A 15799-nucleotide genomic window follows, 5' to 3' on the forward strand; every position below is an offset into this window, starting at 1 on the left:
ACCTCTTCTCACGCCGCCGCGACAGCGGGTTCGGTATAGGCGACGGCGAGCTCACCGCCGTCCACCGTGACACGGATGGCGCCTCCCGGCTCGATCTCGCCACGCAACAGCGCGCGACCTATCTTGGTCTCGACCTCGTGGGCGATGTATCGCCGCAGGGGCCGCGCGCCGTAGACCGGATCGAAACCGTGTTCGGCGATGAGCCGGCGTGCCTCCGCAGTGATATCCAAGTCAATTTGCCTCTGTGCCAACCTGTTCCGAAGGTCGATGAGTTGTAGCTCCACAATGTGCTCGATCTGGGGCAGGGTGAGCGGTGTGAACAACACGATATCGTCGACCCGGTTGAGGAACTCGGGACGGAAGTGACCACGCAGTTCCCCCAGCACCCGCTCGCGTGCGTCGGGTTTGATCTCGCCGTTGGCTGTGACGCCGTCGAGGAGGTGATGGGATCCGATATTGGACGTCATGATTATCACGGTGTTGCGGAAATCGACCTGCCTGCCCTGAGAATCGGTGATCCGGCCGTCATCGAGCACCTGCAGCAGGGTATTGAAGACGTCGGCGTGGGCCTTCTCGATCTCGTCGAAGAGCACCACCGAGTACGGCTTGCGGCGCACCGCCTCGGTGAGCTGGCCGCCCTCGTCGTATCCGACGTACCCGGGGGGCGCGCCGATGAGCCTGCTCACCGTGTGCCGCTCCTGATATTCGCTCATGTCCAGGCGCACCATATTGTCTTCGCTGTCGAAGAGGGCACCGGCCAGTGTTTTTGCGAGCTCGGTCTTTCCCACGCCGGTCGGACCCAGGAAGATGAACGAGCCGATCGGGCGGCGCGGGTCGCGGATACCGGAGCGCGCCCGGATCACCGCGTCTGCGACCAGTTGCACCGCCTCGTCCTGGCCGACGACCCTTTCGTGCAGAATCTCGTCGAGCTTGAGCAACTTCTCCCGCTCGCCTTCCTGTAACCGGGCGACGGGGATACCCGTCCATGCGGCCACGATCTCTGCGATTTCGTCTTCGGTGACAACCTCGCGCAGCAACGGATTCCCGCCTTGTCGGGTGGCCAGTTGCTCCTCGGCCGCCTCGAGCCTGCGTTCCAGCTCGGTGATCTCGCCGTACCGCAGCTCGGCGGCCCGATTGAGGTCGTAGTTGCGCTCCGCTTCCTCGGCTTCGTGGCGCAGTCGTTCCAGCTCTCCGCGCAGTTCCTGCACCCGCCGGATCGCCTGCCGCTCCGCCTCCCACTGCGCGTGCCGGGCGTCGGCTTCGGCTCTCAGGTCGGCCAGTTCTTTGCGCAGCTCTTCGAGGCGCGCCTTGCTGGCCGCGTCCGATTCCTTGGACAGCGCGGCCTCTTCGATTTCCAGGCGGGTGACTTTACGGGTCAGTTCGTCGAGTTCGGCGGGCATCGAATCTATTTCGGTGCGCAGTCGCGCGCAGGCCTCATCCACCAGGTCGATCGCTTTGTCCGGGAGGAAGCGGTCGGTGATGTATCGGTGCGAGAGGGTTACAGCGCCCACCAGCGCGCCGTCCTGGATCTTCACGCCGTGAAACACCTCCAGGCGTTCCCGGAGACCGCGCAGGATCGAGACCGCGTCCTCGACGGTGGGTTCGTCGACCAGAACGGTCTGGAAGCGGCGCTCCAGGGCCGCGTCGGATTCGACGTGCTTGCGATACTCGTCGAGTGTGGTGGCACCGATCATGTGCAGTTCACCGCGGGCGAGCATCGGTTTGAGCATATTGCCGGCGTCGAGCGACCCCTCACCGCCGACCGATCCCGCGCCCACCACGGTATGCAATTCGTCGACGAACAACAGGATGCGGCCCTCGGCCGCCTTGACCTCGGACAGCACCGCTTGCAGTCGTTCCTCGAACTCGCCGCGGTATTTCGCACCGGCTACCAGCGAACCCATATCGAGCGAGAAGATCGTCTTGTCGCGCAGGCCCTCGGGCACGTCGCCGCGGACGATCCGCTGGGCGAGGCCCTCGACGATCGCGGTCTTACCGACCCCGGGGTCGCCGATCAGTACTGGATTGTTCTTCGTCTTCCGGCTCAGGATCTGCGTCACCCTGCGGATCTCGGCATCTCGGCCGATGACCGGATCGAGTTTGCCTGCCCGTCCTTCGGAGACGAGGTCGCGTCCGTACTTCTCCAAGGCCTCGTACGCACCTTCCGGGGTCGCCGAGGTGACGCGTTGATTGCCACGCACTGCGGTCAAGGCGGCGAGGAACGATTCTCGCGTGACGCCGTGACTCGCGAGGACCCGCCCGGCCGCACTGGCCGACCCTTCCTCGGAGAGGGCCATCACGAGATGTTCCACCGAGACATAGGAGTCCTTGAGTCGCTTCGACTCCCGTTCCGCGGCGTCGAGCAGCTTGGCCAGGCGCTGGGTGATCATCACCTGGCCCGGCGTCGCGCCGGGTCCGCTGACCTTCGGTCTGCGCGACAGTTCACGCTCCAGATCGGATCGCAGGGCATCGACGTCCGCGCCGGCCTGCTCGAGCAGTCTGGGTACCAGTCCTTGCTGCTGGTCGACCAATGCGAGCAGCAGGTGCTCACCGTCGACCTCGGTGTGACCCATTCTGGTCGCTACATTCTGGGCTTCCTGCAGAGCTTCTCGTGACTTCTCGGTCAAGCTGCCGGTGTCCATGGGGGCGTCCTCCTTCTGCGGGAAGCGGCTTCGAGTTCCTCGATTCGATCCAGCAGATCGAGCACGAGCCCGATTGCCGAGTAGTTCAGGCCCAGACCGGTTCGCAGCCGCTGGATACGGGCGGCGTGGGCCACTTCGGATGGTTCGAACGACATCTCGCCGCCGGCATCGCGGTGGGCGTCGAGCAGTCCGAGAGCGACCAGTTTTCGGGCCAGTTCGGGGTGTAGCCCGGTTCGTTCGGCGAAGGCATCCGGCGACAATCCGGTACGGCGAACCAAGACGTACCGGGCGCGCGGCAGTGGAGTGCTCATTTCACTTTCCTCGGATCGAAGTTCGATTCGGCGGCCAGCTGCTCGAACAGGTCCCGCTCGCGTGCTGTCGGTTTCGACGGCACCATCACTTTGATCTCGGCGTAGAGGTTGCCGGCGGCGCCCCGCGGATTGGGCATTCCTTCGCCGCGCAGCCGCAGCTTCCGACCCGTCGACGAGCCCGGCACCACTTTGACTTTCGCCTCGCCGCCCGGGGTGGGCACGACGACGGTCGCGCCGAGGACAGCCTCCCAGGGCGATACGGGCAGGTCGACGTAGATGTCGCGGCCTTGCACCCGGAACCGGGTATGTGGCTTGATCCGCACCACGAGGTACAGATCCCCGGGCGGCGCATCACCGCTACCCCGGCCGCCCTGACCGGCCAGCCGGATTCGCTGCCCGTCCAGGACACCGGCCGGAATGTCGACGTCGTACTGTCGTCCGTCCAGTCCGAGAGTGCGTTTTCCGCCTCGATACGCCTCTTCCAGGGGCAGTTCCAGTTCTGCTTCCTGATCCGCTCCGGGAATCGGCCCATACCCGCCACCGCCGGAGAACATCTGTCCGAAGAGGTCCTCGAAGTCGACGGGGCCCTGGCCACCGAAACCTCGACCGAAGTGCACCCTTCCGCCCCCGCCGCCATACCCCCCGCCACCGTATCCACCGGCGCTTGCCCGGACCCGTTCGTCGTAGTCCTCGGGCACTCGCCGGAAGTCGGCACCGAATCGGTCGTAGCGTGTGCGGGTGTCCGGGTCGGACAACACCTGGTAGGCCTCGTTCACCTCTTTGAACGTGTCCTCCGCAGCGGGGTCCTTGTTCACATCGGGGTGATACTTGCGAGCCAGCTTGCGGTACGCCTGCTGGATTTCGTCGGCGCCGGCGCCACGCGGGACTCCGAGAACTTCGTAGTAATCGCGCGCCATCGCTACTCACCCCTCGGGTCGGCTGACGACCACCGCGGCGGGACGCAACTGCCGCCCGTCCTCGCCGTAGCCCGGACGCACGACCTCGACGACGGTTCCGGAATCAAGGTCGGGGCGGTCCACCACACCGACCACTTCGTGCAGTTCCGGGGAGAACGGCACACCGACCTCGTCGTGGCGCTCGAAACCGAACTGTGACAGCACCTGCACCGCCTGATCCCGGATCGCCTTCACACCCTCGACGACCGCCTGGGGATCGCTACCGGAATGGGCCAGCGCGAGCTCCAGATTGTCCAGGACCGGCAGCCACGCCGCGGAAACCTTCGCCACCTCCGCAGCGCGTTCCCGGCCCAGATCCTTGGCGTAGCGTTTGCGCAGGTTGTCCAGATCCGCGAGGGCCCTGCGCCAGCGGTCCTCGAGCTGAGCCGACTCGGACTCCGTACCGGTAAGATCAGGCGGCGTCTCGGCCTGATCCCGGTCCGTACCCTCGGTAGCCGGCTCGGTTGTCGAACGATCTGCAGACCTTTCCATCGCGTGCCTCAGCTTCGATCGAATTCGGCGTCGATCACGTCGTCGTCCGCCGACGACGCGGTGTCTCCACTACCGGCCCGATGTCCGTCACCGCCTGCCTGGACCGGTGCGAGCCCGTACAGCAACTGCTGCAACTCCGAGGTGAGTGGCGCGACCTCCGCCGGTGAAGCACCGTCGTTCACAGCCTTCCTGGCGTCGGCGATCAGCATCTCGGCGCGTGCCCTGTCGTGCGGTGGGGCACTGTCACCGAGTTCGGCCAGTCGACGTTCCACCTGATAGGCCACCGAATCGAGGGCGTTGCGCGCATCGACCGCCTTCCGTAGCGCCTCGTCCTCACTCCGGTTCCGTTCGGCCTCGGCCAGCATGCGCTCGACCTCACCCTGATCCAGATTGCCCTGCTCACTGATCGTGATGCTCTGTTCCTTGCCGGTGTCCTTGTCGCGAGCGGTGACATTGAGGATGCCGTTGGCGTCGATATCGAAAGTGACTTCGACCTGGGCCTCCCCCCGGGGCGCGGGGCGGATGTCTTCCAGCCGGAACCGGCCCAGCACCCGGTTGTCCGCGGCTCGTTCGCGTTCGCCCTGCAGCACCACGACATCCACTGCCGACTGGTTGTCCTCCGCGGTGGAGAACACTTCACTGCGCCGGGCCGGGATCGTCGTGTTGCGCTCGATGATCGTCGTCATCACCCCGCCCTGGGTTTCGACCCCGAGGGACAACGGGGTGACATCGAGCAGCAGCACATCGGAGACCTCGCCTTTGAGCACGCCCGCCTGAACTGCGGCACCGAGCGCCACGACCTCGTCGGGGTTGACGCTCATATTGGGGTCCTTGCCGCCGGTGAGCCGGCGCACCAGCGCCTGCACCGCCGGAATACGTGTCGAACCACCGACCAGGATGACCTCGTCGATATCGTTGGCGGTGACCTTCGCGTCACTCATCGCCTGCTTCACCGGATCGAGGCAGCGTTCCACCAGATCAGCCGTCAGATCCTCGAACTTCGAACGCATGATCGTGGTGGTGAGATGCTTGGGACCGTTCGCGTCAGCGGTCACGAAAGGCAGATTGACCTGGGCCTGACTCACCGAGGACAACTCGACCTTGGCCTTCTCCGCCGCCTCGAACAGGCGCTGCAACGCCTGCGGGTCCTTGCGCAGATCGATATTCTCCGCACTCTGGAATTCATCGGCGAGGTAGTCCACCAGACGTCGATCGAAATCGTCGCCGCCGAGGTGGGAGTCACCGGCCGTGGAACGCACCTCGACCACCCCCTCGCCGACATCGAGCAGACTCACATCGAACGTGCCGCCACCGAGGTCGAAAACCAGCACGGTCTCATGGGTCTGCTTGTCCATGCCGTACGCCAGTGCCGCGGCGGTCGGCTCATTGATGATCCGCAGAACTTCGAGGCCGGCGATGCGGCCGGCGTCCTTGGTGGCATTGCGCTGCGCGTCGTTGAAATAGGCGGGAACGGTGATGACCACTTCCTTGACCTTCTCACCGAGGAACTTGCTCGCGTCGTCGACGAGCTTGCGCAGCACCAGGGCACTGATCTCCTCCGGCGCGTATTTCTTACCCCGCACGTCGAATCGCGCCTCACCGTTGTCCCCCGGCACGACGTCGAAACTCACCGCCTTGGCCTCCTCGGAGATCTCGTCGAAATGACGTCCGATGAAGCGTTTCGCCGAGTAGATCGTGCCCTTCGGATTCAAGATCGCCTGCCGCCGGGCGAGCTGACCCACCAAGCGCTCGCCGCTCTCGGTGAACGCCACCACCGACGGCGTCGTCCGTGCTCCCTCGACATTGGAGATCACCACCGCCTCGCCGCCTTGCCAGCTCGCAATGACCGAGTTGGTGGTGCCCAGATCGATACCTACTGCAGTTGCCATGACTCATTCCCTTCGATCGGTCCGGCCGGCGAGCAGGCCGACGGCTTCGTCCGCGGCGTCGACGTCGGCCAGGGCCTCGTGGTGACGTGGTTGTAATGACTGGATCGAGGTGAAGTCGCGCCGACCGCCCTGCAGCGCACCAGCGAGCGGGCCGAGCAGGGCGCCGAACGACAGCACCGAGAACGCGCGCCCGTAGGCGGCCCCCCAAGCCCACGAGCAGCGGTGGGACTCAGCCGAGTAAACAGCGAACAGCGCGCCCGCGGCGGCACCTCGCAGGGCTGCCCAGCCGTCGTCGAACCGGCCGACAACCGGTCGACATCACGTCCGGCGATCGCCGGTTCGTTCACTGTGCAAGGCCGGTCGGCGAAGTAGACGGCGCTTCCCGCGTCGGCGTAGCAATCCGCGTCGCTACCCGACATGCCGGTCGACCCGGACCTACCGCGGCGGCCCCGGCACTGGACTCTGACATCACGCCCCCTCGGCGTCGATGACTCGAGGTTCACCGAACCGCGCATGTACCGGTTCGACGTCGGTCAACAGGGTTGAGTCCACGGCCCAACCGCCCAGAATTCTTCATCCGCCTGTGGGCATACGACGAAACCGGGAGACGGCGACACTCCACTACCGGCGGCTCCAGGCCAGCCTCTCGAGTGGCTCGCATCCACGGGCTCGATGCATCAGCCGCTACATGGTGCTTCCGCGAGTAGAACTCCCGATGCAAGGAATTATCGCAGCCGACGCGTCGCGTGACAAGGTTCCGATATGTCGAAAGCAAAAGGCGATTCGGCCCTGATAACAGATTCTCCGAAACCGTGCGGAATACCGCTGCCTCAGCCTCAGGTAGAGCGTCAGGCCCCCGGCGATAGTGAACCGTGCCGGATCGGAAACCCACTTCGGTTTCAGACCAGCGCCGCTCGGGTTGTAGTCACAGCATCGCAACCGATCGCACGGGCACCGAGTATCCCTGCATGACAAGCAATTCAGCGAATTACACCGATGTGCACCGGCGCCTCCGGCCGATCCGCCGGCGATCTCACCACGACACCAACGGCATAGTCCAGCGCGGTGACTGCGAGCAGTGAATTCATCCGCGAGTCGAGAGAATTCGAGTAGCCGGAGATAGGCGGCAGCTGGAAATCAGTAGTTCCGCGTGGCGAGTTCGGCTTCCAATGACTCGGTCGACTCCGATGCTACTTGCACCGTATGAACTGAGGCGTCCTGTTCCCGCAGATCCGGACGAGCAGATCAGGGTGGCGATACAGAATCTACCGTCGACCGGTGCGGCACATGTGGTCGCGGAGCCATTTGCTACTCCGCGGCCGCATCGAGCTCCGGTCGCAGAAGTGCTCCCAGGGGTGTCACGCCTCCGTTCCGACCGCTTCGATGCACACATCCGCGACGGTGCCCTGTCGACCAGCTCACGCTCACTGCTCACATCGCCGCCACGGCCGCCTCTGCGACGGCCTTGTCCTGCTCCCCGGTGCCGCCGCTGACGCCGACCGCCCCGACTACCTGGCCGTTGTGCCGCAGCGGGACACCACCGGCGAAGATCATGATGCGCCCACCGTTGGAGGCGTGTATCCCGTAGAACTGCTCGCCCGGGCCCGCGTCGGCCGCGAGGTCTTCGGTCGAGATGTCCAGCGCTCGCGCGGTGAATGCCTTGTTTATCGAGATGTCGATGCTGGCGATCCAGGCGCCGTCCATCCGCACATGGGCTACGAGGTTGCCGCCGGCATCGACCACCGCGATATTCGACGGTGAATCGATCTCGGCGGCTTTGGCCCGGCCGGCGGCAATCACCCGCTGCGCATCGTCGAGGGACACCGACACCTGGTGCACTGTCATGACGCACCCGCCCCGGTCTTCGCGAACTGCTCGACGACGGTCTGACACAACGCGGGGAGGTCGTCGAGCGGCGGGCCCGAGATCAGGTCGCCGTCGACCACGACCTCATCGTTCACGACGTCGGCCCCGGCGCTGCCCGGGTCGTTATCGGGTGTACGGATTTTGCCGGGCTGCGGCGCCGGCAGCTCTGTATACCCAGCGGTTTGTCGCACCGCGGCCGGGGGTCGCCCGAGTTCGACCAGATCGGTAACCAGTGCCGCGATCGGCGTGCCGTGCAGTGCTGTTGTCATCGTTGTGCTCCTCTCGGTCAGGGCCGCCTCACGGATGCAGTACGACTTTGGTCCATCCGTCGTCGCGGGCATCGAAATGCTGGTAGCCGACCTCGGCCTCGGCCAGCGGGAGCTCATGGGAGATGATCCAGGACGGTGTGGCCCGGCCCTGGTGAATCAGGTCACGCAGCTGCCGGTTGTAATGCTTGACATTGGCCTGCCCGGTGCCGGCCTTCTGCCCCTTGAACCAGAATTTCCCCATGTCGAAGGCAATCTTGCCGTCTCGTTCGAGTTCGTCAGGGGCGTTGCGGTCCTGAGGCAGGAAAATACCGACCACGCCGATATGTCCGGTGAAACGCACCGAGTCGACGAGCCGATTCATCGTCATCGCGGCGTCCTCGTGACCTTGCGGGTCGTGCGCCTGATACCCGACGCACTCACAACCCTTATCGGCGCCGCGCCCGCCGGTCATATCGAGGACCTGCTCGACCGGGTCACCGATGGAGTCGTCGATGGGTGTGACCCCGATCTGCTCGGCGAGCCGCAACCGGTCGGGACGACGATCGACGATCATCACCTGACTCGCGCCCTGGATCATCGCCGAGTACGCCGCCATCAGACCGACCGGCCCGGCCCCGTAGACCACCATCGAATCCCCGGGCTGCATATCGGCCAGGCGGGTGCAGTGCCAACCGGTGGGGAAGATATCGGAAAGCATCACATAGTCGGCTTCCTTGTCCTGGGCGTCCTCGGGCAGTCGCAGGCAATTGAAGTCACCGAACGGCACTCGCAGATACTCCGCCTGTCCGCCCCAGAACGGCCCCATCCCGGCGAAACCGAACGCGGCACCGGCCATCTTCGGATCCGGGTGCACTGTCAGGCAGAACGCGGTCAGTCCTTCCTCGCAGTTGCGGCAGAAACCGCAACCGATGTTGAACGGTAGACACACCCGGTCCCCGGTGCTGACCTTGACCACCGCGTCGCCCACCTCTGCGACGATCCCCAAATTTTCGTGGCCGAGGACCATCCCGGGCTCCAGATCGGTGCGGCCCTCGTACATGTGTAGATCCGACCCGCAAATGTTGGTGCTGGTGATCTTTACCAGCACATCGGTCGGCTGCTCGATTCTCGCATCGGGCACATCCTTCACGTGAACCTCACGTGGCCCGTCGTACACAAGCGCTTTCATCTCGACACTCCCTGTCATGCGGCGTTTCCGGATGATGCCCGGCCAAGCCACCACAGGCGGTTACACGTGAGCGACCGACCGAATGAATCCGTCTGCTGGGGCAGACGACGCGACAGCGCATAGAACCTGAAGCCGACACCAAAGTGACCCACTGTTTCGCGTTACGGGCGACCAACAGCGGGCGCACTCCAGGCGTCGCATTCGCTCCATCTTGGAGTCTCCTCTTTCGGCTCCGCGACCGCCAGAGGTGGGATCGGTTTCATTGATTTGTGGGCTCGGGCGGCTTCGTTCCGGCTCGGCGGGCCACTGGATGTGGCCCTCGCCGTGGAGGAAGACGGAGTCACCGAGGCCTACCCGAACTTCGATGTCTCTCTGCCCGACGGCTCGGGCCGGATGACGGGGGCGGCAGCGGAATGGGTAACGTCGGCTGGCTCGCCCGGCTCGGCACCGACGGCTCATTGCGCTGGGTCGCGCCGATGTTTTCCGCCAATCCCTTCATCGGCGTGCGCTACGAAGGGACCTCCGCGGTGTTCGTCGACGACTGGCGCAACATGCTGACTCTCGACCTCGCCGACGCTGACCTGACCTGCCACACCCGAAACATCGACTTGATAGACCTATTTCGAAACTGGATCACTTGTGCGGCGTCCAGCAGTCCTCGACGGCGGGCCAACAGCCGTACCCGCCCTATTCGCCTCCGTCCTTCCCGCCTTTACCTTTACCCTTCCCGCCTTTGCCTCTGCCTCTGCCCTTTTCGCCTTCGGCTTTCCCTCCGGGCTCACCCGCGTTCTCGGCTCCGTCCTCGCCCGGCTGTTGCTGCTGCTGTGGCTCGGACGAGGCCTGCGGTTGGCTGGACGCCGTGCCCGCGGACAAGAACGCGGCGAGAATGCCGGCCACCGCGACGGCCGCGACCTTATGAGTCAATGTAGTAACCCTTCTAGCAGCGGAAATGGGGATGTGCACGATCAACCGAGTCAGCATAGAAGTGGTGGGCGCCCGCGCACGGAACCACCGCTCACGTGGCGGTTCCTCACTACCGGCAGTCAACTCCGGACCAAGGCCACGATCCCGACCAAAGCAGATCAGACCGCGCGGCCAAACGCCGCTCTGAAGCCCCCGGGTTTCGTGCCCACCGGGTTATCTGTCTCCAGTGGGCTGCGGAGAGCAGTTGGCATCGTAATCGGCTTCGTACTCGACCGGCGGTTTCCGGTCGAGGCGGTGCATATTCTTCTTACGATGCGCCGCGACCCAATTCGTCAAGGTCCCGGAGTTGATACCCAAATCGCGGGCGACCTCCGCGATCGACCGCTCCGGTGACTCGATCACCATTCTCACGGCCTCGTCCTTGTACTCAGGCGAGTACTTCCTGCGATGCTGCCCCACGAACTGCTCCCTCACTTTCAGTGGCCACCCTACGAGGGGTCACTGTCCAGAATGAACCGGTCACCTCAGACGTAGACCTGATGGTTATAGCCGCTTCCTATCTGGACCTCAGTGTGGCTGAAGCCGATGGATGGTTCATGCGCCGGTTCCTCGTGTGGGAGCCAGCTTTTGCCGTCGTCGGCCTCGAACGTGGCGATGGTCAGTAGGGCATCCATGTCGCTGCCGCAGGTAGGGCAGAGCAGGGGGTGGGGGTCGATGGCGCCCCAGCCAGGCCAGCCGCCGACTCTCCAGCCGGGAGCGACGGCCAACTCATTGGCGTAGAACTCCTCCGGGGCGATCTCGTAGGCACTGTCCACACCCGTCTCGGCTGCCTGCCACAGGCTCCAGTCTCCGATCTGCTCTCGGAGTTCCTTGCTCAGGTCCCTGCGGTCGGGGTATTCGGTAACTTGCTCCGGGTTGAGCAGGCACGACGCGGGCAGGTAGCCGTCGAATTGCACCGCGGGCGGTTCGGGGGGCGTGGCGAGGATGTCGGTGACGGTGGCGGCCGACCGCCAGAACAGCGCGGTCTTGGGCATGCCCGTCGAGTGGTCGAAGGGGCACCACAAGACCTGGAGCAGGTCTGCGCCTTCAGGGGTGTGTAGATCGGGCACGGCGCGCGCGTAGAGCTGCGCGACCGGCAGCATCGCTATGGAACCCTCATAGGGGGCGATCGCCAGCGTGACCGGATACTCCTGCGGAGGGCGGATTCGTTCGAGGGTCTCTCGTTCCTGCGGGGTCAGGGTCCTGCCGCGCGAGGCGGCACGGATCCGCCGTTCCAGCCTCACCTCCGCTGGGGACAGGGCCGGATTGATTCCGTCCACAACATGAGGTTCGTCGCAGTGCGGCCACGGCTCGGATGTGAGTGAGCGGCGCTGTCGGTCAATCGTCTACCCGACCTGTCGAACACCGGATCAACACAAACCCGCGACGGTGACGTTCGGCAATCGGCGCGCTAGCCTGGCGTTGACGAACGATTTGGGTGGTGTTCGCATGGCAGCGTGCGGGAAAGTGCTGATGACGAATGGAGCAGAGTGAAATACGTCTGTTCCTCACACTCGCTGAAGAACTGCACTTCGCTCGGACGGCCGAACGCCTGCACCTGTCTCCGGGCCGAGTCAGCCAACTGGTCAAGAAGCTCGAACGGCGCTTCGGCGCCGAGCTGTTCGAGCGATCCAGTCGCCGAGTGGTGCTGACCGAGTTCGGGCAGCGCTTCTACGCCGAGCTGAAACCCGGCTACGACCAGATCCAGCAGGCCGTGCGCAACGCGACAGCGGCCGGCAGCGCGGTCGGCGGCCGATTAGGAATCGCGTTCTCCGGACCCTGGTCCGCCCGCCTGGCCATCCGTGCCGCTGACGCCTTCCAGACCGAATATCCGCATTGTGAAGTCGACATCAGGGAGACGTCACTGGCGGACTCACACGGCTTGCTCATGAGCGGGGACGTCGATGTGCAGCTCAGCGAGCTGCCGACCGATGTCCCCGGTATCACCACCGGACCCGTGCTCTTCTCCGAACCGACCGCGCTACTGGTCCCGGCGCAACACCGCCTGGCCACGCTGGAATCGGCCGGGCTGGACGATCTGGCGGACACTCCGCTGCTCACCTTCTCCAGCTTGCCGCCCGCCTTCCGCGAACTGCACTACCCGCTGACCACACCGCAGGGGACGCGGCTCACACATCTCGCGATCACCATGAGCTACGCCGAAGCCTTGCTGTTCATCAGCGAAGGCAAGGGCGTCACCATCGTCGCGGACCGGGTGCGCCACTACCAGACCCACCCCGATGTCACCTATGTTCCACTGCGCGACGGGCCGCCCATCGATTACGGGCCGCTGTGGTCCACCGCCCGCGACACTCCGGCGGTGCGCGAGTTCGTGCGGATTCTTCTGTCACATATTCCAGCTCACGGTGCGGTCCGCGGCTCCGCACCGTAGGCATCGTGTAGCGCGCGCAGGAACGCCGGCGCCTCGGGCATATCGGTGGCGCCGATGCGCCGAACCGCGATGCCGGGTGTCCAAGAGTTCATCACGACCGCCCCGGCCAGATTCTGCAGGTCGGCGGGCGTGACTATCCGCTCCCGCTGCGCGACGCCGATGCCCGCCAGTTGCCGGCGGACGATGCCCATCGTGGTGCCGACCAGCATCTCGGCCCGCGGCCACACCACGGCGCTACCATCCCAGAACGCCAGATTCCAGATGGACGCCTCGCTGAATCTGCCCTGCCGGTCGAGAAACGCGGCGTCGTCGAAGCCGTCGGCCACGGCCTGCCGCAATAAGTGTGTCTTGGCGACTTCGCCCACATGCTTGAGCTGCGGAAGGTAGCGCTCGTGCTCGACCGCGCTCAACGCCAAAGGCCCGGGCGGCCCAGCCGATGCCGGTGCGGTGCGTACGAGCATCTGCAGCCGCGCTCCGGGCGATGCCGCAGTGAACTCACCGTCGGACGAATAGACGGTGGCCACCAGTGACATCTCGGCCGGACCCGCCTGGATCGCCGTCCGCAGGTGCGCACGCACCTCGTCGTCGCCGAGGGCCCGGCCGAACATCTCGGCGGAGGCACGGCGCAGCCGCGCGAGGTGCAAGTCGAGCCCGCGGACCCCGCCGTCCCGGACCTGCATCGCCGTGAAGTGCGCGTGTCCCGCGAAGGCGAGCGCAGCCAGATCTTCGCTGGTCGCGACACTGCCGTTGCGATGTACGACGAAGGCGGAGTGCGTCGCTTGCCCGACGCCCGGCTGCGCGCCACGCGCTGTCGAGATCGCTGTGGTGGACATGAGTTTCCTCCCGAGGCAGGGACTGAACGAGGCTGTGGGTATTCACCATGCCGTGTCGCGCGGGGCGCAACAATGACGGTTTCAGCAACCGAGGTTTAGCCTCGTTAAACATGGTGAAAGGCATCCTCGCTTTTGTGACGTTGAACGCTGGGTGGGTTTCTGCTCAGGAATGCGATGTTCTCGGTGTCCTCGGCAACCACCCGCTCCATGTTATGGGCGGAATCGCCGCTGACGATCTCACAGATGAAGCACGCTGAGGACTCGATCCCGTACGCCTCGTCGTCTTGATCGAGAGGAATTCGCGTCACGTCTTGTTCCTCGTTCTCGCTGCTCCGGAAACACCTCAAACCCACAGTCCCCACGATCCGGCGACAGAGGTTATGCAGCCTGAGGAGTGATTCGGATCATTGGCCTTTCGATGCCGCGATACAGTCCAGACGCTCGTACTGATGGTCGGTGATTTCCAAACGGGCTGCCGTGAGATTCTCGGTGAGGTGGCTGAGCGAGCCGGTGCCCGGGATGGGCACGATGACGCCCGACCGACGCAGCAGCCAGGCGAGGACGACCTGGGTGGCGGTGGCGTCGAGCTCGCGAGCGACCGCAGCGATCACGGCAGTCGCGCCCGCAGCGCCGGCGACCACAGGCCGCCATGGCAGGAAAGCGATACCGGCCTGTTCGCAAGCATCGACGACCGGGTCGTATTCGCGGTCGAGGATGTTGTAGCGGTTCTGCACACTGACGATATCCACGGTTTCCCGTGCCTCGGCGAGCTGCGCGGCGGAAACCTCCGACAGGCCGATGTGGCCGATCTTTCCCTCATCACGCAGGTCGCCCAGCAGCCCGACCTGGTCGGCGAGCGGAATGGCCGGGTCGATGCGGTGCAGTTGCATGAGGGCGATCCGGTCCACCCGCAGCCGACGCAGAGCATCGTCGACCTGACGGCGCAGGAAACGTTCACTTCCGTTGTAAACCGCCCCGTCAGGGTGGTCGCGGCGGCGCTCGACGCCGAATTTGGTCGCCACCAGGAGTCCCTCAGGGTAGGGATGAAGGGCCTCGGCGATGAGTTCCTCGTTGGCGCCCCAACCGTAGAGATGCGCCGTGTCGATCAATGTGACACCGAGTTCGACAGCCCTGCGCAGCAACTCGATCGAAGCGGCGCGGGCGTCATCCGGTTCGGCGGCCAGCCGCATCGCACCGAAGCCCAGACGGTGCACGCGAGATCCAGCAAAGTCGAGGTTGAGAGTCGTCACGAGTCCCTTTCGAATTCATGGACCACATACGTATCGCCACCGCCCATCGACAACGAGATCAACGCACGATCAGGGAAACCGCGATCAGAATGATCCCCAGATGGCCGCTCCACCTGCACCCTGAACCTCCCCCAGATCCACTTGATCTTCGTGGGCCGAAAACCGGGAGACCCCGGAGTGGCCGGCGCACCGTTGTCGTCCTCCCCCAGCGCACCCAAATCGAGAAGCACCTCCCATTCCGACCCACCGTTGCGGTACTCCGCGATCGGCATACGCCGCCACACACCCAACGGATATTCTTTGTCATAGTGGAATTCGAAGAACCAGTCACCGCTGCGGTGCGGCGGAGAGTGTTCATTATCCTGATCTACGACCTCCAATATTCTCTGCTCCATATCGGCGAATTCCACACCGGATGCCAACTCGTCGATCGTCTTCGCGTGCTCCGCCTCCTTCCACGCCAGTACTTCCGGGCTCTCGAATTCCTCCAGCCACAGATTCTGATCGTCGGCGTTCTCGGCACCGGTAGACCGCAACGGACTTCCCGTCATCGGCACAGGAAACTGGGATTCCAGACCCCGAGGTGCTGCGGCGCCCTCCGATGGCACGCCCCGCCATTCCCGCCCGTGCTCGTCATGATGGAACCCCATCGTGGAGTCCATGTCCGGCCCACTTCGACGACGAGGAGCGCGGACCGGAAGGTCGAACGTCTCGGCACGATCAGGGCCACCTCTGCTTGCGTCCGCAGCTCGGGAACGGGTGCCCGAA

Annotated in this window: 16 protein-coding genes; 1 reads left to right on the plus strand and 15 read right to left on the minus strand. The window is 64.8% G+C overall.

The features are described 5' to 3' along the window. Nucleotides 1-8: 8 nt before the first annotated feature. The 12 genes from clpB to OG405_RS14785 all read right to left on the minus strand — a co-directional run bounded on the left by clpB (nucleotide 9) and on the right by OG405_RS14785 (nucleotide 11836). Nucleotides 9-2642 (minus strand): ATP-dependent chaperone ClpB, encoded by a 2634-nt coding sequence (gene clpB, locus OG405_RS14730; RefSeq protein ID WP_327147069.1) that lies wholly within the window; start codon nucleotides 2640-2642, stop codon nucleotides 9-11. Continuing rightward, on the minus strand, nucleotides 2624-2953 hold the full coding sequence (locus tag OG405_RS14735) for a chaperone modulator CbpM (RefSeq protein WP_327147070.1): 330 nt from the start codon (nucleotides 2951-2953) through the stop codon (nucleotides 2624-2626). The genes clpB and OG405_RS14735 overlap by 19 nt, the downstream gene beginning before the upstream one ends. Beyond that, entirely contained in the window at nucleotides 2950-3870 is a 921-nt protein-coding gene (locus OG405_RS14740) for a J domain-containing protein (RefSeq protein ID WP_327147071.1), read from the minus strand. Before OG405_RS14740 ends, OG405_RS14735 begins: the two co-directional genes overlap by 4 nt. Nucleotides 3871-3876: 6 nt before the next feature. Then, nucleotides 3877-4401 carry a nucleotide exchange factor GrpE gene (locus OG405_RS14745; RefSeq protein WP_327147072.1) on the minus strand — a complete coding sequence of 175 codons (525 nt, stop codon included), beginning with the start codon at nucleotides 4399-4401 and terminating at the stop codon, nucleotides 3877-3879. 8 nt (nucleotides 4402-4409) lie between these two features. Next, nucleotides 4410-6290: a molecular chaperone DnaK gene (gene dnaK, locus OG405_RS14750; RefSeq protein WP_327147073.1), complete on the minus strand. Its 1881-nt coding sequence runs from the start codon at nucleotides 6288-6290 to the stop codon at nucleotides 4410-4412. A gap of 3 nt (nucleotides 6291-6293) precedes the next feature. Beyond that, nucleotides 6294-6467, minus strand: a complete 174-nt coding sequence (locus tag OG405_RS14755; protein WP_327147074.1) for a hypothetical protein — start codon at nucleotides 6465-6467, stop codon at nucleotides 6294-6296. Between the two features lie 1254 nt (nucleotides 6468-7721). Continuing rightward, nucleotides 7722-8135: a GlcG/HbpS family heme-binding protein gene (locus tag OG405_RS14760; RefSeq protein WP_327147075.1), complete on the minus strand. Its 414-nt coding sequence runs from the start codon at nucleotides 8133-8135 to the stop codon at nucleotides 7722-7724. After that, nucleotides 8132-8425 (minus strand): hypothetical protein, encoded by a 294-nt coding sequence (locus OG405_RS14765; protein WP_327147076.1) that lies wholly within the window; start codon nucleotides 8423-8425, stop codon nucleotides 8132-8134. The genes OG405_RS14760 and OG405_RS14765 overlap by 4 nt, the downstream gene beginning before the upstream one ends. 28 nt (nucleotides 8426-8453) lie before the next feature. Further along, on the minus strand, nucleotides 8454-9593 hold the full coding sequence (locus tag OG405_RS14770; protein WP_327147077.1) for a glutathione-independent formaldehyde dehydrogenase: 1140 nt from the start codon (nucleotides 9591-9593) through the stop codon (nucleotides 8454-8456). A gap of 687 nt (nucleotides 9594-10280) precedes the next feature. Further along, nucleotides 10281-10517, minus strand: coding sequence for a hypothetical protein (locus OG405_RS14775; RefSeq protein WP_327147078.1), 237 nt, complete (start codon nucleotides 10515-10517; stop codon nucleotides 10281-10283). A 213-nt stretch (nucleotides 10518-10730) separates the two neighbouring features. Next, complete coding sequence (locus OG405_RS14780) at nucleotides 10731-10922, minus strand: transposase (RefSeq protein ID WP_327152343.1); 192 nt, start codon at nucleotides 10920-10922, stop codon at nucleotides 10731-10733. A 119-nt stretch (nucleotides 10923-11041) separates the two neighbouring features. Then, nucleotides 11042-11836 carry a hypothetical protein gene (locus OG405_RS14785; protein ID WP_327147079.1) on the minus strand — a complete coding sequence of 265 codons (795 nt, stop codon included), beginning with the start codon at nucleotides 11834-11836 and terminating at the stop codon, nucleotides 11042-11044. Nucleotides 11837-12036: 200 nt separating this feature from the next. Between OG405_RS14785 and OG405_RS14790 the strand changes: the two genes are divergently transcribed. Then, the gene (locus OG405_RS14790; RefSeq protein WP_327147080.1) at nucleotides 12037-12948 is read left to right on the plus strand and encodes a LysR family transcriptional regulator; all 912 of its coding nucleotides are present in this window, start codon (nucleotides 12037-12039) and stop codon (nucleotides 12946-12948) included. Here OG405_RS14790 and OG405_RS14795 read toward each other — a convergent pair. From OG405_RS14795 to OG405_RS14805, 3 genes are all read right to left on the minus strand, one after another. Further along, nucleotides 12918-13781 (minus strand): aminotransferase class IV family protein, encoded by an 864-nt coding sequence (locus tag OG405_RS14795; RefSeq protein WP_327147081.1) that lies wholly within the window; start codon nucleotides 13779-13781, stop codon nucleotides 12918-12920. The genes OG405_RS14790 and OG405_RS14795 overlap by 31 nt on opposite strands. Nucleotides 13782-14185: 404 nt before the next feature. After that, nucleotides 14186-14995: an aldo/keto reductase gene (locus OG405_RS14800; RefSeq protein WP_327147082.1), complete on the minus strand. Its 810-nt coding sequence runs from the start codon at nucleotides 14993-14995 to the stop codon at nucleotides 14186-14188. Between the two features lie 32 nt (nucleotides 14996-15027). Then, the gene (locus OG405_RS14805; RefSeq protein WP_327147083.1) at nucleotides 15028-15582 is read right to left on the minus strand and encodes a hypothetical protein; all 555 of its coding nucleotides are present in this window, start codon (nucleotides 15580-15582) and stop codon (nucleotides 15028-15030) included. Between the last annotated feature and the right edge of the window lie 217 nt (nucleotides 15583-15799).

Origin of the sequence: Nocardia sp. NBC_01329 (assembly GCF_035956715.1) — a bacterium.
In the GTDB taxonomy this organism is placed as follows: Bacteria; Actinomycetota; Actinomycetes; order Mycobacteriales; family Mycobacteriaceae; genus Nocardia.